This is a genomic window from Dactylosporangium sp. CA-092794, from assembly GCF_050948465.1.
In the GTDB taxonomy this organism is placed as follows: Bacteria; Actinomycetota; Actinomycetes; order Mycobacteriales; family Micromonosporaceae; genus Dactylosporangium.
The window spans coordinates 11,110,871-11,131,638 of sequence record NZ_CP192044.1 but is presented as its reverse complement, the minus strand read 5'-3'; the positions used below and the strand labels follow the sequence as shown (position 1 = coordinate 11,131,638).

Here is a 20,768-nt window from a genome sequence, read left to right as displayed (position 1 = left end):
GGTCGGAGGACACCCCATGGAATACGACTTCTCCGAGGATGTCGCCAAGATCTGGCCCGCGCTGCTGTTCATCGGCGGCTTCGCCGTGGCGGTCGGCGCGGTGTTGTTCGTGCTCGACATCCTGCCCCGGTGGGGCAAGCACAAGGAACGCCTGCACGTGCTCGGCTTTCTCGGCCCCGCCCTCCTGTTGCTGTGCGTCGGGTTGATCTATCCGCTGATCCGCACGATCGTCCTGTCGTTCTACAACAACGCCCACGGCAAATTCGTCGGGGTCGACAACTACAGCTGGATCGTGACCAACCCCGACACGCTGGTGATGCTGCGCAACACCCTGATCTGGGTGGTGTGCGTGCCGCTGGTGTCGACCGGGTTCGGCCTGCTCTACGCCGTGCTGGTCGACAAGACGCGCGGCGAGGCCTTCGCCAAGTCGCTGATCTTCCTGCCGATGGCCATCTCGCTCGTCGGCGCCGCCATCATCTGGAAGTTCATCTACGCCTACCGCGAGGCGGACCAGGACCAGATCGGCCTGCTCAACCAGATCCTGGTCTGGCTGGGCATGGAGCCCCGGCAGTTCCTCACGGAGTCGCCGGGCAACACCTTCTACATGATCATCATGATGATCTGGATCCAGGCCGGGTTCGCGATGGTCATCCTGTCCGCCGCGATCAAGGCGATCCCGTCCGAGATCGTCGAGGCCGCCAAGCTCGACGGTGCCAACCCGTGGCAGATGTTCTGGCGGGTGACGATGCCGACCATCCGGCCGGCGGTCGTGGTGGTCACCATCACCATCACCATCGCCACGCTGAAGGTGTTCGACATCGTCCGGACGTCCACCAACGGCAACTTCAAGAGCAGCGTGCTCGCCTTCGAGATGTACAACCAGGCGTTCCGGCTGAGCGACGACCCCAGCGGCGAGGGTCACGGCGCCGCGCTCGCGGTCGTGCTGTTCCTGCTCGTCGTGCCGGTCGTGCTGTACCAGGTCCGGCAACTGCGCAAACGAGCGGAGATCCGATGAGCACCGTCAGCACCGACGCTCCCGCGGTCGCCCCGCTGCCCCAGCCCGCGACGGACTCCATGGCCGGCCGGGTCCGGCGCAAGCTGACCTCCCGGACCGCCAGCGTCGTGTCGATCATCATCGCGATCGTCTGGACGATCCCGACGTTCGGCCTGTTCGTCTCGTCGCTGCGGCCCGAGAACGACATCAAGACCACCGGCTGGTGGCAGTTCTTCAGCCACCCCAGCCTGACCCTGGACAACTACAACGAGGTCGTCTTCGGCACCTCGGCGTCCTCGGGCCAGCTGGCCAGCTACTTCATCAACTCGCTGGCCATCACCGTGCCGGCCGTGGTGTTCTCCGTCTCCCTGGCGGCGATGGCGGCCTACGCCCTGTCCTGGCTGAACTTCCGCGGCCGGGACTGGATCTTCATCGCCGTGTTCACGCTGCAGATCGTGCCGCTGCAGATGGCCCTCATCCCGCTGCTGCAGATCCTGGGCGACTTCACCGAGTGGGGCGGCGGGTTCTTCGCCGTGTGGTTCGCCCACACCTGCTTCGGCCTGCCGCTCGGGGTGTTCCTGCTGCACAACTTCATGTCCGAGCTGCCGAAGGACCTGTTCGAGGCGGCCAAGGTGGACGGCGCCGGCCCGGCGATGACGTTCCGGCGGATCGTCCTGCCGCTCATCACGCCCGCGCTCGCGTCCCTCACCATCTTCCAGTTCCTGTGGATCTGGAATGATCTGCTGGTGGCGCTCGTCTTCACCTCCGGCCCCGAGACCCGGCCGCTGACCGTCCGGCTCGCTGAGCTCGCCGGCACCCGGGGCAACGACTGGCAGCGGCTGACGTCGGGCGCGTTCGTGTCGATGATCATCCCGCTGATCGTCTTCCTGTCCCTGCAACGCTATTTCGTTCGCGGCCTGCTGGCCGGTGGAGTCAAGGGGTGAGTCCGCTGCTGTGGTGGCGCGATGCCGTGATCTATCAGGTCTACCCGCGATCGTTCGCCGACGCGGACGGTGATGGGCTGGGTGACCTGCGCGGCATCACGTCGCGCCTCGACCACCTGGTCGAACTGGGCGTCGACGCCCTGTGGATGTCGCCGTTCTACCCCTCTCCGCAGCACGACGCCGGGTACGACGTCGCGGACTACCGCGACGTCGACCCGCGCTTCGGCACCCTCGCCGACTTCGACGCGCTGGTCGCCGCCGCCAAGGCGCGCGGCCTGCGGGTCATCGTCGACCTGGTGCCCAACCACACCTCCAGCGACCACGCCTGGTTCCAGGAGGCGCTGGCGGGCGGGCCCGGCAGCCAGGCCCGCGACCGGTACCACTTCCGCAAGGGCCTCGGCGCCGACGGCGAACTGCCGCCCAACGGCTGGCAGAGCGTCTTCGGCGGCCCGGCCTGGACCCGGGTGCCCGACGGCGAGTGGTACCTGCACCTGTTCGACGTCAGCCAGCCCGACCTCAACTGGGACCTGTCCGAGGTGCGGCAGATGTTCGAGGACGTGCTGCGCTTCTGGCTCGACCGCGGCGTCGACGGCTTCCGCGTGGACGTGGCGCACGGCCTGATCAAGGAGAGCGGCCTGCCCGACTGGGCGGCCGCCCAGGTGCCCATCACCAGCCCCGGCGCCGAGCACCGCGTCCCGCCGATGTGGGACCAGGACGGGGTGCACGAGGTGTACCGCTCCTGGCGGCGGATCCTCGACGGCTACCCCGGCGACCGGATGATGGTCGGCGAGGCCTGGGTCGCCCCGGCCGAGCGGCTCGCCCGCTACGTGCGCCCGGACGAGATGAACCAGGCGTTCAACTTCAACTACCTGATGGCACCGTGGACCGCCGACGCCCAGCGGGAGGCGATCGAGGCCAGCCTCGACGGCGTCGCGCCGGTCGGCGCCATCTGCACCTGGGTGCTGTCCAACCACGACGTGGTGCGGCACGCGAGCCGGCTCGGCTTCGAGCCCGGCCACGTCACCCAGGGTGGCATCGGCGTCGACGACCCGCAGCCCGACGAGGCCCTCGGCCTGCGCCGGGCCCGGGCGGCCACGCTGCTCATGCTCGCGCTGCCCGGCTCGGCGTACCTGTACCAGGGCGAGGAGCTCGGCCTGCCGGAGCACACCACGCTGCCCGACGAGGCGCGCCAGGACCCGACCTGGGCCCGCTCCCGGCACGAGGTCCGCGGCCGCGACGGCTGCCGGGTGCCGATCCCGTGGGTGGCGGGCGCCCCGTCCTACGGCTTCGGCCCGGGTGCGGCCACCTGGCTGCCGCAGCCGGCCGACTGGGACCGCTTCGCCGCCGGCAGCCAGCGCGGCGTGCCCGGCTCGACGCTGTCGATGTACACCGAGGCCCTCCGCCTGCGCCGCACGCACGGGCTCGGCCGGGGGACCGTGGAGTGGAACGCGGCCAAGGACGCGCTCGACTTCCGCACCGGCGCCGTCCGGGTGATCACCAACTTCGGCGCGTCGCCGGCTCCGCTGCCACCCGGCGAGGTGCTGGTCGCCAGCGGCGACCTCGCCGCCGACGGCAGCCTGCCGCCCGACACCACCGCCTGGCTGCGCGCCTGAACCGAGACGAAGGCGAGGCGGGGGCGTGACAGCCCCCGCTACCGTCGAAGCATGAGCGCAATCATCGCGTTGGTGTACAGCTACCTCAGCCCGGCCACCCTGGACACTCTGGACACCGGCCTCGAGCTCGACCGGCGGCGCAGCTACGGCGGCGGCCTGATCGGCACCTGCTGCTGCGTCGTGGTCCTGATCGTCGCGGCCGTGATCCTCTTCATCGTCATGCGCCGGCGGCGCCGCCCGCAGGCTTGATTTCGCGATGACCTGACCGATTGGGTTGGTTGCGGCCCCTCGGGAAGGGAATCAGACGGTCATGGCGCGAGTCCTGCTCATCGACGACGACGCGGAGATCCGGGAGACCACCGCCATCCGGTTGCAGATCGGCGGTCACCACGTGATCTCCGCCGCCACGCCCCAGGAGGCGCTGAGCGTGGCGGCGGACCACCCGGGCTTCGACGTGGCCGTGCTGGATCTGCACCTGCCCCGCCCGGACGGCGACGAGCTGCTCGACCTGCTGCGCCGCAACGCCGCCACGGCCGACCTGCCGGTGGTGTTCTACAGCGCGAACGCCGCCCACGCCACGTCGGTCCACGGCCTTTCGCTGGCCGATCCGGGCCTGACCAGGGGCCGCCCGCTGAACAGCCTGCTGGCCACCATTCATTGCCTTTCCCAATAAACAATGAGACCGATATTTGGCTCGGGCCGCGTCACATACAGACCGTTGCTCCCGCCAGACACCGGTCGGGCCTGGCGGCCCTCCCTGCCAGGCCCGCGGCGCCAAGAGCGACGATAAGTCCGGCGCTGGCGCGCCGGACTTATCGGACATATCACGATTTACCGCCATCTGCGAGAGTTGGCTGGAGCGGGGTCGCGGTCGGTGATCGCGTGCCACCCGTCGGTTGCTGCCCTCTCCGCGGGGCTCGGCGCAGCGACCGGAAGTCTCCGTGATCATGCACAACCCGGCACCGACACCAAGGGTTTTTCATGATCGCGGAGTGGTGATGTACCCCTGTGTACCGAAAGTCTCCGGGATCATGGCAAACCCGGGGTGCGGCACCGCGGGCATCATGATCACGGAGACTTTCGTCCGCTCGCGCTGGCCTCACGCCGGCGCTGCCGACGGTGTCAAGAGCAACACAGGGCGCAGCGTTCACGGGAGTGAGGCCGCGCGTCCGGATCACCCGGAGCAGACGAGCCAAAGCGGAGTTTTCGCAGGTCAGGCGGGGGTAGGCTTCCCACCGGGCGCGGCGCCGCGGCAGAGCGGCGACAGCTGGGGCAACAGATCGGGGCGCTGCGGCGCACCGGACCACTGACCTCCGCGCCGATCGAAGGGGGTGTCCGCTTGATGCGGGTGGACTTGACGCGGATCGGGTGCAATGCCCGCCTAGGGGAAGGGTACGGCCATGTGGCCGCCTGAACACGAGCGCTTCGCGGACCGTACGGCCGCGGGTCACCGGCTCGGCACCGCCGTCGCGGAACACTTGCGGCAGATCGGGATGGACGCGACCCGGACCCACACACCGCTGGTGCTGGCGCTGCCGAAGGGTGGGGTGCCGGTCGGCGTCGCGGTGGCCGAGGCCATCGGGGCGGAGTTCGACCTGGTCATCTCCCGCAAGATCGGGCTGCCGTGGCAGTCGGACCACGGCGTCGGCGCAATCGCGGAGAACGGCCCGGCCGTCTTCGACCTCTGCGCCGTGGCCGCCGTCGGACTGCGGGTCGGCGACCTCTCCCCGGCGGTCCAGCGCGAGCGGGTCGAGCTGCGCCGGCGCCAGGAGCGCTACCGCGGCTCCCGGCCCGCCCCGGACGTGACCGGGCGCGTGGTGGTGATCGTCGACGACGGGCTGGCCACCGGCGTGACCGCCCGGGCCGCGGCCCGCGCGCTGCGGGCCGGCAAGCCGGCGCACCTCGTCTTCGCCGCGCCCGTGTGCGCGGCGGAGTCGGTCGACCTGATCGCCGCCGACGTGGACGCGGTGCTCGACATTTACAGCCCGCGCGAATTCCACGCCCTCGGCCTGTACTACCACGAATTCGCCCCGCTCACCGACGCGCACGTGCAGCAGATGTGTTCCGCGGTGTGGGACGTGCAGAAGGTACCGACTCCGGTGTAGAGACATCCGCAGGCCAGCCTGCCCGCACCGACTCGCGATCCCGGCGCCACGGCAGGTGCCGGGATCGTCGTATACAAACGCGTGTGGGGTTTATAACGGCGGGGGTGGGTAGAGCATCACCCCATGAGGGCGGAAGACCTGCGGGCCAGCATCGAGCGGCGGGGTGATGCGACAGTCGTGCGCCTCGGCGGCGTGCTCGACGTCGACAGCTCGCCCTCGCTGCGCTCGGCGGTCCTGGCCTGCCTGGCCGCCGAGCCGTCCGTGATCGTGCTCGACGTGGCCGACCTGCGCCACGGCGACGACGTCGCGCTCACCGTGCTGCCGGCGCTGGCCCAGCACGCCGCCGCGTGGCCGGGCAGCGCGATGACGCTCGCCGCCGCGCGGCCCCCGCTCGCCTCCGCGCTGGACCGCATGGCCGTCGCCCGCCTCGTACCGCTGTTCCCGACCACCGACGCGGCGCTGGCCGGCGCCACCGGCCCGGGCGCGGGCGGGGCCGGCGAGCGGATGCGGCTGACCCTGCAGCCCATGCTCGACGCTACCGCGGCCGCGCGGCACCTGGTCGGCCGCGCCTGCGTGCGGTGGGGCGTCGAGCGAATCCGCGACGTCGCCGAACTGGTCGTCACCGAGCTGGTCAGCAATGTGCTGCGGCACGCGCGTACCGACATGGAGGTCGGCGTGGCGCGGGAGCGCCGGCTGCTGCACGTGTCGGTCCGCGACCACGGCCCCGGCGTGCCCCGCCTGGGCGGGGCCGACGACGCCGAGGAGGGCCCGCTGCGCGAGGACGGCCGCGGCCTGCTCGTGGTGAGCGCGCTGACCTACGCATGGGGCTGTATTCCCGTTCCCGACGGAAAGGTGGTCTGGGCGACAATGCGCATTTAAGAAGGTCACCCGCCAACTCATCCTTTCGCTTTTACAATGCGCGCGAATGCGTGCGTACAGTGATCCGGAAAGCAATCCGCCTAAAGATTAGGGGGAGTCTCCGCCATGGAGACAATGCCTACGGATTCGGTACCCGCACTGGACACCTGGCGGAATGGGGATGACGAGGTTCTGCGTCCTTCCGGAATTCTCGACTATGCGGCGAGCGTCGGCCTTCGGGTCGCGCTCTCGCAGCGCCTCGACGCCGGACAGCGCAACCTCACCGTCGACCTGTCCCGGCTGCGCCTGCTGGACTGCGCCGCGGCGGACACGCTGCTGCGCGCCCAGACCGAGGCACAGGAACGCGGCGGCGCCCTGCGTGCGCCCGGCGCGTCCGACCTCGTCCTGGACGTGCTCGAAATCATCGGCGCGGCGAAGCAGCTGCGCGCCTACGACGACCCGCCCCCGGGCGCCCCACCGGCGCAGGAGGACGAGCCAGCGGGCGGCGATCCGCCCAGCCAGTGGACCACGGTCAACGAGCTGCTGCGCCAGGCCGCGGCGATGGACCGGGACGACCCGCGCCGCGGCGCCCTGCGCGACCGCGCGGTCGCGCACAGCCTGCCGCTGGCCGACCGGCTGGCCCGCCGCTTCCACGGCATGGGGGAGTCGCCCGCCGACCTGAGCCAGGTGGCCGCGCTCGGCCTGATGAAGGCGATCGAGGGCTTCGACCCCGACTACGGCACCGACTTCGGCGGCTACGCCACCCCGACGATTGTCGGCGAGCTGAAGCGGTACTTCCGCGACAAGGGCTGGGGCGTCCACGTCCCGCGGCGCCTGCAGGAGCTGCGCATCGAGATCAACCGGGTGCGCGACTCGCTGGGCCAGCGGCTGGGCCGCTCACCCACCCCGAAGGACGTCGCCGACCACCTCGGCATCGAGGAGGAGCAGATCCTCGAGGCGCTGGTGGCGTCCTCGGCCTACCGCCCGGTGTCGCTCTTCGCCCCGCTCGGCGGCGACGACGACGCCGGCACCCTGGCCGACGTGCTGGGCGACGACGACCGGGACATCGACGGCGTCGAGTTCCGGCAGGCGATCAAGCCGCTGATCGCTCGCCTGCCCGAGCGCGAGCGACGCATCCTGTCGCTGCGCTTCTACGGCAACCGCACGCAGGCCCAGATCGCCGCCGACCTGGGCATCTCCCAGATGCACGTGTCGCGGCTGCTCAGCCGCACCCTCGACGGCCTGCGCCGCGCGCTGCTCGACGGCTGAACCTGGCCCGCCCACCCCGCTCGGCGGCGTCCCGCGCCGGGCGGGTCCCGCCCGCCTTGCCCGGCGCCGCTCGACGGTTCGCGCCGCGTGCGTGACGGTTCGCGCCGCGTGCGTGACGGTTCGCGCCGCGTGCGTGACGGTTCGCGCCGCGTGCGTGACGGTTCGCGCCGCGTGCGTGACGGTTCGCGCCGCGTGCGTGACGGTTGAGAGCACCGCGGCGCGGGTAGTAAGCCCCCCGGCCGACGAAGGGGGAGCCGTGACAGACCTCCACACCGTGGAGATCGCCGCCGTGCTACGCCAGCTGACCGCGAGGCTCATCGCCAGCGACGACCTCGACGAGGCACTGGAGGACCTTGTCGAGACCGCCGCCGACCTGGTGGACGGTGCGGCCTGGTGCGCGGTGACGCTGGTCCGCGCCGGTGGCCCGTCGACCGCGGCGGCGTCGGCCGGGCTGCCCGAGCCGCTGCTGGAGAGCCAGTACGACAGCGGCGCCGGGCCCTCCATGGAGGCCATCCGCACCCGGGACGTCATCCTCAGCGACGACCTGGCCGCCGACGCCCGCTGGCCGCAGTGGCGCGCCCGCGCCCTGGCGGCCGGGGTGAAGGCCGTGCTGACCGTGCCGGTCGACATCGACGAGCACGCGGTCGGGGCGCTCACCGTATACTCCGCCGAGCCCGGCCGCTTCACCGCCGACATCGGGCTGACCGCCATGCTCGTCGCCGAGCAGGCCGGCCTGCTGCTGTCCGCCGTGCTCGACCGAGGCCGCCGCGCGGACGTCCACGCCGAGCTGACCGAGGCCCTCGCCGACGGCGAGACGGTGAACCGGGCGGTCGGCATCATGATGGTCCAGCGCGCCTGCTCCGCCGACGCCGCCCTGGACGTGCTGCGCACCACCGCCCGCCGCCTCGACCTGCCCCTGACCACGGTCGCCGCCCGCCTGGTCCAGACCGTCGAGCGCCGCGTCAGCCCTTGACCGTCAGGATGGGACGGAGTTCCCCACACTTCGGGTGTTGCGCGCCGCGGGAGTGCGGCGCAGCGACCAGAAGTCTCCGTGATCATGCGCAACCCGACACCGGCACCAACGGTTTTTCATGATCGTGGAGTGCTGATGTACCCCTGTGTACCGAAAGGCTCCGGGATCATGGCAAACCCGCGGTGCGGTCACCGCGGGCATCATGATCACGGAGACTTTCGTCCGCCCCGGCCGAGCGGATCGGACATTGCCCCCGCCGGGTGCGATGTCTGCACCAACCCGTCGCGCTGCGCTGCCCGGGGCCGGCGCCATGGCCGCTTGTGCCCCGCCGCGCAGCCAGGCCCTCGCGCTGGGCCGGGGTGGAGGCCGACGCGCCCCGCCCTCGAAGAACAGGCGTGCACACCACCCGGTCGATCCGCAGCTCCTGCGCCAGCCCGACGCGACAGGGCTGTAACGCCGCGGTGGACGTCAGGGGCGCGCAGCGCGGCAAAGAGTGGCCGCGCAGCGGCCATGGGGGGTCTGGGGTGGGAACCCCCCAGGCACAGCGCCGCGACGGAGTCGCGCGTGGCTAGGATTTCGGACCCCAGCCAAATGCGCCGGAGGCGCAACAAAAACCCCAGCCCCTGCGCCGGAGGCGCAATCAGGGGCCGCGTCCGCTGCGCCGGAGGCGCGACGGGGGCCGCGTCCGCTGCGCCGGAGGCGCGACGGGGGCCGCGTCCGCTGCGCCGGAGGCGCGACGGGGGCCGCGTCCGCTGCGCCGGAGGTGCGACAGGGGATGGTGCCCGCTGCGCCGGAGGCGCAACAAGAAACCCCGGCCACCGAATCGATTACAGCGTGATGGTCCAGCTGTCGAGGTAGCCGGTGCCGCCCTTGTACGAGTCGCGCACGCGCAGCTTCCAGGTGCCGTTGCGCTGGCGGTTGGCCAGGTTCACGGTGTAGACGGCGTTGAGGTTGGCGGCACCGTCGCGGCGGTTGGCGCGCTTGAGGCGCTTCACCGAACCGTTCGGGGCGATCAGCTCGACGACCAGGTCGCCGCGCTTCTGGTGGGCCACGTGGACCTCGACCCTCGCCGCGCGGGACGCCTTGCCGGGGCAGGCGGTCACCCGCACGGCGCTCGTCACGCTGCCGCGGTCGCGGATCGGTGCGTCGGTGCCGTTGGTCTTCACGTTGCACGGCGCCGGCGGGGGCGCGGGCGGGGCGGTCACCGGGGCCGGCGCGGGCGCGGCGGGTGGGGCGGTCACGGGGGTGCTCACCGGGGCGTGCTCCGGCACCGGCGTCACGATCGGGGTGCCGGCGGTGTCGAGCAGGCGGTTCGGCGAGCCGGAGCCGGCCCCCGTGATCGCGCCGGTGACCGCGGTGCCGACCAGGGCGTCGCGGACCTGGACCGGGGACGCCTGCGGGTTCGCGGCGAGGACGAGCGCCGCGGCGCCGGCCACGTGCGGGGTGGCCATCGAGGTGCCGCTCATGACCGCGGTGGCGGTGTCCGACGCGATGCCCGCGCTGAGGATGCTCACGCCGGGGGCGAAGAGGTCCAGGCAGCCGCCGAAGTTGGAGAACGAGGCCCGGTTGTCGTTCGGGTCGCTGGCGCCGACCGTGATCGCCTCCGCGGTACGGGCGGGCGACACCGCGCAGGCGTCGGAGTTGGCGTTGCCGGCCGCGACGGCGTACGTGATGCCGGACGCGATCGAGGCGCGCACCGCCTGGTCCACGGCGCCGTCGGCGTTGCCGCCCAGGCTCATGTTGACCACCGCCGGCTTCCGCGCGTTGGCGGTGATCCAGTCGATGCCGGCGATGATGCCGGAGTAGCTGCCCGAGCCGTCGCAGCCGAGCACCCGCACGGCGACCAGCGACACGCCCTTCGCCACGCCGTAGGTGCTGCCGCCGATCGTGCCGGCGACGTGTGTGCCGTGGCCGTGGCAGTCGGTCGCGTCGGTGTCGTTGTCGACGAAGTCGTACCCCGAACGCGCCCGGCCGCCGAACTCGGCGTGCGTGGTGCGGATGCCCGTGTCGAGCACGTACGCGGTGACGCTCGCGCCGTCCGACGAGTAGCTGTATGTGCCGCTCAGCGGGCGGTACGCCTGGTCGATGCGGTCCAGGCCCCACGGCGGGTCGTCCTGGGTGCCCGCGACCCGCACCGTCTTGTCCTGCTGCACGTAGGCGACGCGCGGGTCGGCCGCGATCCGCCGGGCCGCGCGCTCGCTCAGCTGGGCGGAGAAGCCCTTCAGCGACCGGCCGAACGAGCGGCGCACCTGGCCGCCGAAGCGCTCGGTGAGCCGGCTCGCGCCGTCGGCGGTCGCACCGGCGTCGACGGTGTCCTTGAACACCACGATGTAGCGGTCGCGGATCGCGCCGGCCTCGTTCGCCCCCAGGATGGTGCCCTCGGGCGCGGCCAGCGCGGGGGTGCCGAGCGCGATAAGCCCGGCGGCCGAGGCGACCGCGACGACGGAGGCACGCAGGGAAGCACGCATAAGCCGGGACTCCTCTTGGCTGCTTGAAAACCGGGCACCTCCAGCGTCGGTACGCCGGGGAGCGGCCCCGGTTCGCCGGCCGTTGCCGCCCGGTTGCCGGCGGGCGGGCCTGCGACACTGGGGCGATGGAGTCCTCGCTGGCCGTGTTCGACATCGACGGCGTCGTCGCCGACGTACGCCATCGGCTGAAATATCTCGATCGCCGGCCGAAGGACTGGAACCGCTTCTTCGCCGCGGCCGGCCGGGACCCGGTGCTGGCCGAGGGTGTTTCGCTGGCCAAGGAGTACGCCGACAGCCACGTGCTGGTGTGGCTCACCGGGCGGCCCGAGCACCTGCGCGACCTGACCGCGCGCTGGCTGGACGCCGCCGGGCTGCCCGGCGAGCTGCTGTTCATGCGCCCGGCCGGCGACCGGCGCCCGGCCCGGGAGTTCAAGGCGCAGCAGCTCGCCCGGCTGGCCCGGGAGTCGCCGATCGAGGTGGTGGTCGACGACGACCCCGAGGTGGTCGAGCGGCTGCGCGGGCTGGGCTACCCGGTGCGCCTGGCCGACTGGGTACCGCACTCGTCAACCCTGCGGACCGCCCAGGAGCGCGAGGGCCGGACCTGACGATCGCTCGGCGAGCAGCGCGGTGAGGCTCGCCGCGGGCAGCGGGCGGGCGAACAGGAAGCCCTGGGCCAGCGCGCAGTCCAGCTCGCGCAGCACGCGGGCCTGGCCGGTGGTCTCCACGCCCTCGGCGACGGGCTGGAGGTACATGCTGCGGGCCAGCTCGACGACCGCGCGGAACAAGGCCTTCTCCTGCCGCTCCTCGATGCGCGACACGAACGCCCGGTCGATCTTGAGCACGTCGAGCGGGAGCGTGCGCAGGTAGGCCAGCGAGGAGTACCCCGTGCCAAAATCATCGATCGCGATGCGGATGCCGAATGCCCGCAGGCGCGCGAGCCGGCGGCTCACCTCCTCGGTCTCCTCGAGCGAGGCGGTGACCAGCACGGTCTCGGTGATCTCCAGCACCAGCGCGGCGCCGGGCAGGCCGGTGCGCCGCAGCACGGCGAGGACCTCGTCGGCGAACCGCGGGTTGCGCAGCTGCCGGCCGGAGACGTTGACGGTGACCGAGATGCCGTGCCGCTCGTGCCAGGCCCTGGCGTCCGTGCACGCCTGCTCCAGCACCCACGACCCGAGCCGGGCGATCAGGCCGATCTCCTCGGCGACCGGGACGAACACCGCAGGTGAGACGTTGGTACCGTCCGGTGCGGTGAAGCGCAGCAGCGCCTCGACCGCGGTGACCCGCCCCGAGCGGACGTCGACCACCGGCTGGTAGTGCATGGCGAAGCCGGTGCCGCCCTCGACCGCGGCCCGCAGCTGGTCGGCGAGCGCGGTGTGCGCGACCTGGGCCTCGCGCAGGCCCGGGTGGTAGCGCATCGCCCGGTTCCGCCCGCCCTCCTTGGCCGCGTAGAGGGCGATGTCGGCGTTCTGCAGGGCTTCACCGGTGGTTGCCGGGTTTCCGGCGTACACCCCGACGCTCGCGCTGATCCGCTGCTCACGGCCGGCCACGCGGTACGGCCGGGCCAGCTCCGGCACGAGCGCGGCGGCGAGGGCGTCCAGCGCGCCCGGCGGGCAGACGACCGCGAACTCGTCGCCGCCGAGCCGCGCCAGCAGCGCCCCCGGCCCGGCGATCGAGCGCAGCCGCGCGGTGGCGGTCAGCAGCAACTCGTCCCCGGCCGGGTGGCCGAGGGTGTCGTTGACGTCCTTGAACCCGTCGAGGTCGATGATGAGCAGCCCGACCTCCTCGCCCGCGTCGATGCCGGCCTGCAGGCTGCTGCGGAACAGCTCGCGGTTGGCCAGCCCGGTCAGCACGTCGTGCTGGGCGCGGAAGGCGAGCTCCTGCTGCAGCCGGACCCGGTCGCGCAGCGCCCGGCCCAGCCGCAGCACCATCGCCACCATGAGCGCCGCGGTCAGTACCGTCGGCACGAGCGTGTGCCGCCACGAGCTGACGCCCGGGCGCAGGATCACGTCGGCGATGAGCAGCGCGGGCCCGAGCAGCGCCAGGACCACGAACCCGGCGATCGGCGCGCCGCCGTCGTCGCCGGCCGGTCGCGGCCGGGCGGCGATGGTCGCGACGCCCGGGTGCAGCAGCGCCGCCGCGAGCAGGCAGTTCCAGGTGAGCCAGCCGGCCGAGGTGACCCAGTGCTGCACCGCGCCGCCGCCCGCGACGTACATGGCCACGTACGCGGCGTCGTTCAGCACCCGCACGGCGACCGAGCCGACGAGCAGCAGCGCGGCCGGGCTCGGCCGAATCGCCCCGGCGACGCGCAGCACCAGCGTCACGATCACCAGGTCGCCGACCGCGCTCAGCGTGACGCCGGCCGTGGCCATGCGGCTCAGGTCGCCGCGGGCCAGCATGGGGTACAGCACCAATGCCCACGACAGCTGCGCGATGCCGAGCATGACGATCACCGCGTCGAGCAGCCTCGTCGAGGTCCAGGGCCGCAGCCGGCGGGCGATCAGCCACAGCCCGGCCGCGGTCAGCGGGTAGCAGAAGAAGTACCCGGTCCGGGTCGCCGCCGGCGCGTCCGGCCACAGCGCGGTGGACGCGGTGCTCGCCGCGGACACGCCCGCCCCGGCCACCAGCAGCCACCAGCCCGCGGCCGGCCGCGGCCGGTGCCGGCGCAGCCCGGCCACCGCCGCGACGAGCCCGGCGAGCAGGACCGCGAGGTTGGGCAGCCCGTTCCTGCCGGGGGAGACCGCGGCGGCGATCGCCGATGCCACCACGGCGCACACGAGGAACCACAGCCAGATTCGCACGTCCTCATTCACCGGGATGCGCGGTGCAGCCCGGTTGCGCTACCGGGTGCAAGAAGGATCGGCGCCCGCGGCGCCACCACGCCACTATGCGTCGGGTTGCGGCCGGGCGCTGTCGCCCGGTCCGCCCTTCTTCAACGCCCCTCCCTGCCCTTCGAGAAGTCGCCCGGCTGCCGATCGAAAAGTCGGGCGCTCCGCGCCACGACTTTTCGGACTTATACCCTGACAGGGGATAAATCCGGATTTGATCGGCTCCGCCGCCCCTTGGGCGAGCCGTCGATCGGCGTGATCCCTTCGGGCACCGGGCACACGACCGGAACTCTCCGCGATCATGCTGTAGTCGCCGCCCGTATCACGCGTTTTTCGTGATCACGGAAGGTTGATGTACTCATAGGTACCTTAACGTTCCGCGATCATGAGAAACCCGCTGCGCGCCGGCGGGAACTGCATGATCGCGGAGAGATTCGTTCGCTCCGGCCGTCGGCAGTCGTCGCGCTGCGCCCCCGCCGATGGACGGGGACCGTGACACTGTCACTGTCGGGAACCGTGACACTGTCACTGTCGGCGGTTGTGACAGTGTCAGGGTCGGCGATTGTGACACTGTCACCGTCGGGGATCGTGACAGTGTCGGCCTTGGAAACCGTGACAGTGTCGGCGTCGGGGACCGCGACGGCTTCGGCGAGAGTGACAGTGACAGTGACAGTGACAGTGACAGTGACAGTGTCGCCGTCCTAGACCGTGACAGTGTCACCGAGGGAGATCGTGACAGTGTCGGCGTCGGGGACCGTGACAGTGTCGGCGTCGGAAACCGGGACCGTGACAGTGTCACCGTCCGAGACTCAGACCGTGACAGTGTCGCCGTCCTAGACCGTGACAGTGTCACCGTCCTAAATCGTGACAGTGTCGCCGTCCGAGATTGTGACAGTGTCGGCGTTGGGAACCGTGACAGTGTCGGCGTGGGGATCGTGACAGTGTCGGTGTTCGGTGGTGGGGCGGGGCGTCGGGCGTCGGCGGAGGTGGTCGCGGCGGGCTCGTGGGCTAGGGTCACGGTGCGTGCCTGAGCGTTCACCCAATCAGCACGAATCTCCTTTACCGGCCTGCGTGGGTGCCGATTCTCCCGGTAGGTGCGGGCCGTGTGGTTCGTCCCGGTGCGTGTCCCCCCGCGCGGGGGCGAAAGGAGCGCCTGGCCGTGAGCGAGTTGGGTGACATTGTCCAGGAGTTTCTCGTCGAATCGCACGAGAACCTCGATCAGCTGGACCGCGACCTGGTCGCGCTCGAGGCCCAGCCGGGCTCGCGCGAGTTGCTGTCGTCGATCTTTCGCACGATCCACACCATCAAGGGGACCTCGGGCTTCCTCGCGTTCAACCGGCTGGAGCGGGTGACGCACGTCGGGGAGTCGCTGCTGTCGCGGCTGCGGGACGGTGCGCAGGAGATGACCCCGGCGACCACCGACGCGCTGCTGCGCATGGTTGACACCGTGCGGGGGCTGCTGGCGGAGATCGAGGAGAACGGCCAGGAACTGCCCGGCGACGACTCGGACGTGGTCGCCGCGGTCAACGCCTGCATCACCGACGACTCCGCCGCCGCGCCGCCCGAACCCAGAGCCCAAACCAAAGCCGCACCCATACCCGCGGCCCAGCCCGAACCCACAGCCACACCCCAACCCACAGCCACACCCCAACCCGAACCCAAGGCCGCAGCCCAGCCCAAGGCCGCAGCCCAGCCCGAACCCCAGCCCGAACCGGAGCTGGTCGAGCTGGTGACCGAGATCGTCGTGGTGGAACCGGTGGTCGTGGCGACGCCGGCCGCGGAAAAGCCCCCGGCCAAGGCGCCCGCGGCGGGACCGGCGAAGCCGGCGGCGCCCAAGCCGGTCGAGGCGCCGGTGGCGGAGTCGGGTGAGGACACGGTGTCCCGCCGCAGCGTTGCCGACCAGTCGATCCGGGTCGACGTCGACCTGCTCGACAAGCTCATGAACCTGGTCGGCGAGCTGGTGCTGACCCGCAACCAGCTGGTCCGGGCGATCGGCTCGGTGGCCGACCCGGGCATGACCCGCACCGGGCAGCGGCTCAACCTCATCACCTCCGAGCTGCAGGAATCGGTGATGAAGACCCGGATGCAGGCGATCGACCACCTGTGGTCGAAGCTGCCCCGGGTGGTTCGCGACCTCTCCTCGACCTTCGGCAAGCAGATCCGGCTGGCCCAGGAGGGCAAGGAGACCGAGCTCGACCGGTCCCTGCTGGAGGCGGTCAAGGACCCGCTGACCCACCTGGTGCGCAACGCCGTCGACCATGGCATCGAGACCCCGGACGACCGGGTCGCCGCCGGCAAGCCCGCCGAGGGCACGTTGACGCTGCGGGCGTACCACGAAGGCGGCCACGTCATCGTGGAGGTCCGCGACGACGGGGCGGGCATCGACCCGGACAAGATTGCCCGGATCGCCGTGGAGAAGGGGCTGGTGTCGCGCGACCAGCTGGCCGCGATGGACCGCCGGGAGATTCTCGCGCTGGTGTTCCGGCCCGGGTTCTCCACCGCGAAGGCGGTCACCAACGTGTCCGGCCGCGGCGTCGGCATGGACGTGGTGAAGACGAACATCGAGCGCATCGGCGGCGCGGTCGACGTCGAGTCGGTGGTCGGGCAGGGCACCACCTGGCGGCTCACCATCCCGCTGACGCTGGCCATCATCCAGGCGCTCACGATCGAGTGCGGGCGGGAGCGGTACGTCATCCCGCAGGTCGCCGTGCACGAGCTGGTCTATCTGGACGGGCAGACCGGGCGGGTGGTCGAGCACGCGATGGGCGCCCCGGTCTACCGGCTGCGCGGCAAGCTGCTGCCGCTGGTGTACCTCGACGACACGCTCGGACTGGCCCGCGAGGGCGAGCACGACACCGACGTCTACGTCGCGGTCCTGCAGGCCGAGGGCAAGCGCTTCGGTCTCGTCGTCGACCGGGTGCTCAACACCGAGGAGGTCGTGGTCAAGCCGCTCACCTCCCGGTTCAAGGACATCGGGGTCTACGCCGGGGCCACGCTGCTCGGCGACGGGCGGGTCGCGCTGATCCTCGACGTGGCCTCGCTCGCCCGCCGGGCGCACCTGGCCGCGGCCGGTACCGAGCGCACCGACACCGACACCGACACGACCGTGCGCCGCGGCGGTGACAACGCCGACCGGCTGCTCATCGCCGGCGTCGGGGACCGGCGGGTGGCCATCCCGCTGGACATGGTCACCCGGCTCGAGGAGTTCCCGGTCGAGCGCATCGAGCGCACCGGCAGCCGCGAGGTCGTGCAGTACCGCGACCAGATCCTGCCCGTCCTGCGCCTGTCGCACCTGCTGGGCGCCTACGAGACCGAGCCCGGCCAGACCGTGCCGGTGGTCGTCTACACCGAGAACGGCCGCTCCGTGGCCCTCGCCGTGGAGAAGATCATCGACATCGTCGAGGAGGGCCTGGACGACTCGCGCCGCGACTTCGGCGAAGACGGGCTGCTCGGCTCGGCCGTCATCCAGCAGCGGGTCACCGAGCTGCTGGACGTGCGGCGCGCGATCCTCGCCGCCGACCCGATGTTCCACACCACGATGGACCCGTACGAGCCGCAAGACGTGTACCAGAACGGTACCGAGGCCGACGTCAACTCCTACCAGACCGCCGGAGCCTGAGCCATGGCCAGCCGTCAATACGCCACCTTCGAGGTCGCCGACCAGCTGTTCGGCCTCGACGTCGCCAAGGTCCAGGAGGTGCTCTCCTTCGACCAGTACACGCCGGTGCCGCTGGCCCCGGAGTCCGTCGGCGGGCTGTTCAACCTGCGCGGTCAGGTGATCGCCGCGGTCGACCTGCGGGTCCAGCTGGGCCTGCCGCCGCGCACCAAGAGCGCTGAGCCCGCGATGAACGTGATCGTCAAGACCGAGGAGGAGTCGGTGTCGTTGCTCGTCGACCGCATCGGCGAGGTGGTGACGCTGCAGGACGACACGTTCGAGCCGCCGCCGGACACGCTGCAAGGCCGGGCCCGGCACCTGATCACCGGCGCCTTCAAGCTCGACGGCCGGCTCCTGCTCGCCCTCGACACCACCAAGGCCGTCAACACCAATCCGCCCGGCACCAACCGCGAGGAATAGCCATGAGCTGGTTCACCAACCGCAGTGTCCGGGCCAAGGTACTCGCGGCAATCGCGATCGCCGGCGTCGTCACGGTCGTCGTCACGATCGTCGGGCTCAATTCGCTCAGCCGCGCCAACGAGAAGATGACGCAGTTCACCGCGAAGAACAAGCAGTTCGTGGCGCTGGCCGACATGCGTCAGGGCATCGCGAACCTGCTCAACGCGCTCAACCCCGATCAGCAGAAGGCCGCCGACGCGATGCTGGCGGACGCCATCGAGCGCTATCGCTCGGGCGCGCCGGACAGTGCCGCGGAGCTGACGACGGTGGCCGACTCGATCCAGCAGTATCGGACGCTGCGCGACGGCGAGCTGGCCACGGTGATCGGCCAGGGCCGGCTCGACCAGTGGGTGCAGATCATGTCGTCCAAGGGCCAGCCGATGATCACGAAGGCCACCGACGCGATCGGGCGCATGCAGGCAAAGGACGTGGCCGAGGCCGAGCAGTGGCGCTCGGGTGCGCAGCGCGACTACACCAACAGCCGGACGCTCATGATCCTGGCCGCCGTGATCGGGCTGATCGCCGCGTTCGGCATCGGGCTGTGGGTCACCGCGCTCGTGGTCCGGCCGCTGCGGCGGGTGGCCGACGTGCTCGGCGCGGTCGCCACGGGCGACCTGGCCACCCGGGTCGAGGTGGCCTCCGCCGACGAGGTCGGGGCGATGGCGCAGGCGCTGAACCGGGCGACCGACAGCATGCGCACCACGGTGCAGACGATGGACCAGACCGCCTCGTCGCTGGCCGCCTCGGCGAACCAGCTCACCGGGATCAGCGCGCACATCGCCTCCGGTACCGGTGAGGCGAGCGACCAGGCGAAGGTCGTGGCCGCCGCGGCCGAGGAGGTCTCGCGCAACGTGCAGACCGTGGCGGCCGGCACCGACGAGATGGGCGCGTCGATCCGCGAGATCGCGCAGAACGCGAGCGAGGCGGCGAAGGTCGCGTCGCAGGCGGTGATGGCGGCGGAATCGACCAACCAGGCGGTCAGCCGGCTGGGGGAGTCCTCCACCGAGATCGGCAACGTGGTCAAGGTGATCACCTCGATCGCCGAGCAGACCAACCTGCTGGCGCTCAACGCGACCATCGAGGCGGCCCGGGCCGGCGAGGCGGGCAAGGGCTTCGCGGTCGTCGCCAACGAGGTCAAGGAGCTCGCCCAGGAGACCGCGCGGGCCACCGAGGACATCTCGCGGCGGGTCGAGGCGATCCAGGCCGACACCACCGGCGCGGTGGCCGCGATCGGCCAGATCGGGCAGATCATCTCGCGGATCAACGACTACCAGCTGACCATCGCCTCCGCGGTGGAGGAGCAGACGGCCACCACGAACGAGATGAACCGCAGCGTCAGCGAGGCCGCGACCGGCTCGGCCGAGATCGCCGTGAACGTCTCGACGGTGGCCACGGCGACGCAGAATACGTCACTCAACGTAGCGGAGGCGCAACGCGCTGCCTCGGATCTGTCGCGGATGTCGAGCGAGATGCGCGCGCTCGTCGCCCGTTTCAAGATTTGACGGTACCCCCGGTGCGTGGATCGGGTTACGGCCGGGGGTGACGCTGGGCTACTGCCCGGCGCCGCCCCCGGCCCGTTCGGTGGACAGACCGGGGTGCAGCTGCGTTGCAGACTAGTTGCATGTACAGCCTGGTTAGCGCCCCCGTTCTCGGCTTCGACCTCTCCCGTCTGCAGGGCGGATCGGCCGCGGCCGATGTGCTGCTTCGCAGCCTGACAATTACGCAGAGTGACCTTCCGGCGATCGCCGAGGCTCGCGCCGACGACGACTGGGACCGGGCCGACCTCTGGCGCGACGTCGACGCCGCCGCGCAGGAGCGGCGCGCCTCCACCGCCGACGCCGGCACCCTGACCGTCATCGAGCGGGCGCCGCTGGGCACCCTCGACGGTTTGCTGCATTGCCTGCGGTACGACGTGCTGGACTGGACCTGGGGCAAGCGCCCGGCCCAGCCGACGAGCATGCCCTCGGCGCAGGCCCGCACCCCGCGCCAGCGGCAGAGCCCGGTCGCCAGCCGCGCCACCGGCGTGCTCTCCGACGCCGCCGCGGCCGCCTACCTGCGCGAGCTGCTGCCCGACGAGTCCCGCCGGCGGTTGAGCGCCCCCTGGACCGTCGCCGTGCGCGCGCTGCCCGAGCGCGAGCACGACCTGGGCCCCCAGGCCGAGGACGTGCACCAGCTGCTCACCCGCGTCGGCGCGCTCTCGCCCGCGCAGCTGCGGCAGCTGAACAAGGTCACCGACAGCGCCCGGCCCGGGCTGTCGGACTGGGCCCCGGCCGTGCACTCGGCCTCGTGGGCGGTCTTCCTCTCCGGCCGGGTCCGCTCCGGCGCCGCCGCGCAGCTGCTGCTCGTGCAGGCGCTGGACCGCTCGGGCGTGCCGGTCGCCGACCGCGCGGGTGGGGTGTGGAACCTGCTCAGCGGCGCGGTGCAGGCGCTCATGGTCCGCGACCTGCTCGACTCGACCACCGCGCGCCGGCTGCTCGATCCCTACTTCACCGCGCTGGGCCCGCTGTCCGGCGGAAACGCCTGACGGCGGAAAAAGCGGTCCGGCGGAAACGCGAAACATCTGCCGGCGACTGGGGCGCTACTTTTCGAAAATCCCTTATCCACA

General features: G+C 71.6%; 16 protein-coding genes. 14 read left to right on the top strand and 2 right to left on the bottom strand.

From position 1 onward, the window contains the following. The first annotated feature begins 16 nt into the window (after positions 1-16). From ACQPXD_RS48040 to ACQPXD_RS48000, 9 genes are all read left to right on the top strand, one after another. Positions 17-1,015, top strand: a complete 999-nt coding sequence (locus ACQPXD_RS48040; protein WP_432830491.1) for a carbohydrate ABC transporter permease — start codon at positions 17-19, stop codon at positions 1,013-1,015. Continuing rightward, positions 1,012-1,938: a carbohydrate ABC transporter permease gene (locus ACQPXD_RS48035; RefSeq protein ID WP_432830489.1), complete on the top strand. Its 927-nt coding sequence runs from the start codon at positions 1,012-1,014 to the stop codon at positions 1,936-1,938. The genes ACQPXD_RS48040 and ACQPXD_RS48035 overlap by 4 nt, the downstream gene beginning before the upstream one ends. Further along, positions 1,935-3,551, top strand: coding sequence for a glycoside hydrolase family 13 protein (locus ACQPXD_RS48030; protein ID WP_432830487.1), 1,617 nt, complete (start codon positions 1,935-1,937; stop codon positions 3,549-3,551). Before ACQPXD_RS48035 ends, ACQPXD_RS48030 begins: the two co-directional genes overlap by 4 nt. Positions 3,552-3,602: 51 nt before the next feature. Continuing rightward, positions 3,603-3,800 (top strand): hypothetical protein, encoded by a 198-nt coding sequence (locus tag ACQPXD_RS48025; protein WP_432830485.1) that lies wholly within the window; start codon positions 3,603-3,605, stop codon positions 3,798-3,800. 61 nt (positions 3,801-3,861) lie between these two features. Continuing rightward, positions 3,862-4,224, top strand: a complete 363-nt coding sequence (locus ACQPXD_RS48020; RefSeq protein WP_432830483.1) for a response regulator — start codon at positions 3,862-3,864, stop codon at positions 4,222-4,224. Between the two features lie 727 nt (positions 4,225-4,951). After that, positions 4,952-5,656 carry a phosphoribosyltransferase gene (locus tag ACQPXD_RS48015; protein WP_432830482.1) on the top strand — a complete coding sequence of 235 codons (705 nt, stop codon included), beginning with the start codon at positions 4,952-4,954 and terminating at the stop codon, positions 5,654-5,656. A gap of 123 nt (positions 5,657-5,779) precedes the next feature. Further along, entirely contained in the window at positions 5,780-6,535 is a 756-nt protein-coding gene (locus ACQPXD_RS48010; RefSeq protein WP_432830480.1) for an ATP-binding protein, read from the top strand. Between the two features lie 114 nt (positions 6,536-6,649). Beyond that, on the top strand, positions 6,650-7,783 hold the full coding sequence (locus ACQPXD_RS48005; protein ID WP_432830478.1) for a SigB/SigF/SigG family RNA polymerase sigma factor: 1,134 nt from the start codon (positions 6,650-6,652) through the stop codon (positions 7,781-7,783). A 256-nt stretch (positions 7,784-8,039) separates the two neighbouring features. Further along, positions 8,040-8,756 (top strand): GAF and ANTAR domain-containing protein, encoded by a 717-nt coding sequence (locus tag ACQPXD_RS48000; protein WP_432830476.1) that lies wholly within the window; start codon positions 8,040-8,042, stop codon positions 8,754-8,756. 827 nt (positions 8,757-9,583) lie between these two features. On the opposite strand, the gene ACQPXD_RS47995 is transcribed toward ACQPXD_RS48000, so the two are convergent. After that, positions 9,584-11,224: a S8 family peptidase gene (locus tag ACQPXD_RS47995; RefSeq protein ID WP_432830474.1), complete on the bottom strand. Its 1,641-nt coding sequence runs from the start codon at positions 11,222-11,224 to the stop codon at positions 9,584-9,586. A 125-nt stretch (positions 11,225-11,349) separates the two neighbouring features. On the opposite strand from ACQPXD_RS47995, the gene ACQPXD_RS47990 reads away from it, so the two are divergent. Next, on the top strand, positions 11,350-11,829 hold the full coding sequence (locus ACQPXD_RS47990; protein ID WP_432830472.1) for a hypothetical protein: 480 nt from the start codon (positions 11,350-11,352) through the stop codon (positions 11,827-11,829). On the opposite strand, the gene ACQPXD_RS47985 is transcribed toward ACQPXD_RS47990, so the two are convergent. Then, the gene (locus tag ACQPXD_RS47985) at positions 11,788-14,022 is read right to left on the bottom strand and encodes a putative bifunctional diguanylate cyclase/phosphodiesterase (RefSeq protein ID WP_432830470.1); all 2,235 of its coding nucleotides are present in this window, start codon (positions 14,020-14,022) and stop codon (positions 11,788-11,790) included. The two genes, ACQPXD_RS47990 and ACQPXD_RS47985, sit on opposite strands and share 42 nt — an antisense overlap. Positions 14,023-15,208: 1,186 nt before the next feature. On the opposite strand from ACQPXD_RS47985, the gene ACQPXD_RS47980 reads away from it, so the two are divergent. The 4 genes from ACQPXD_RS47980 to ACQPXD_RS47965 all read left to right on the top strand — a co-directional run bounded on the left by ACQPXD_RS47980 (position 15,209) and on the right by ACQPXD_RS47965 (position 20,687). Then, positions 15,209-17,668 (top strand): chemotaxis protein CheW, encoded by a 2,460-nt coding sequence (locus ACQPXD_RS47980; protein ID WP_432830468.1) that lies wholly within the window; start codon positions 15,209-15,211, stop codon positions 17,666-17,668. A gap of 3 nt (positions 17,669-17,671) precedes the next feature. Beyond that, positions 17,672-18,124, top strand: a complete 453-nt coding sequence (locus tag ACQPXD_RS47975; RefSeq protein WP_432830466.1) for a chemotaxis protein CheW — start codon at positions 17,672-17,674, stop codon at positions 18,122-18,124. A gap of 2 nt (positions 18,125-18,126) precedes the next feature. Next, on the top strand, positions 18,127-19,665 hold the full coding sequence (locus ACQPXD_RS47970; RefSeq protein ID WP_432830464.1) for a methyl-accepting chemotaxis protein: 1,539 nt from the start codon (positions 18,127-18,129) through the stop codon (positions 19,663-19,665). Between the two features lie 119 nt (positions 19,666-19,784). Further along, a complete protein-coding gene (locus ACQPXD_RS47965) occupies positions 19,785-20,687 on the top strand; it encodes a hypothetical protein (protein WP_432830462.1) in 903 nt (300 codons plus the stop codon). Positions 20,688-20,768 lie beyond the last annotated feature (81 nt).